This window comes from Cedecea sp. B1(4) (genome assembly GCF_059414925.1).
On record NZ_JCAHMZ010000306.1, the window covers coordinates 1 to 273 of the forward strand.

Genomic DNA, 273 nt, shown 5'->3' on the forward strand with positions numbered 1-273 from the left:
GTGCCCCCCTTTGGTAGGCCCTTATCGCCGGACCAAGGAACCACTTGGTGCCGAATGCGCGCCGAACCGTCGTGCCTGTTCACACGGGTCATGCCTTCTTTGGGAAGCGCTTATCGAGGAAAGCGATCAGCGCCGTCGTGATGGCCAGGTCCAGCACCGACTTGGCACGAGGCATTTGCCAGCCACGCGCGCTCATGCAGTGGTCGCCCGGCACCGCCCTACGATGCCGCCGTGAATTCCTCGATCCGAACCCATTCTTGCCGGCGTGGATTC

General features: G+C 63.0%; 1 protein-coding gene. It reads right to left on the reverse strand.

Features of this window, described 5'->3' with window-relative positions; all coding sequences use genetic code 11:
- Positions 1-88 precede the first annotated feature (88 nt).
- On the reverse strand, positions 89-273 hold a 185-nt coding region (locus ACR6JA_RS23065), incomplete at its 5' end, for a hypothetical protein (RefSeq protein WP_494599836.1).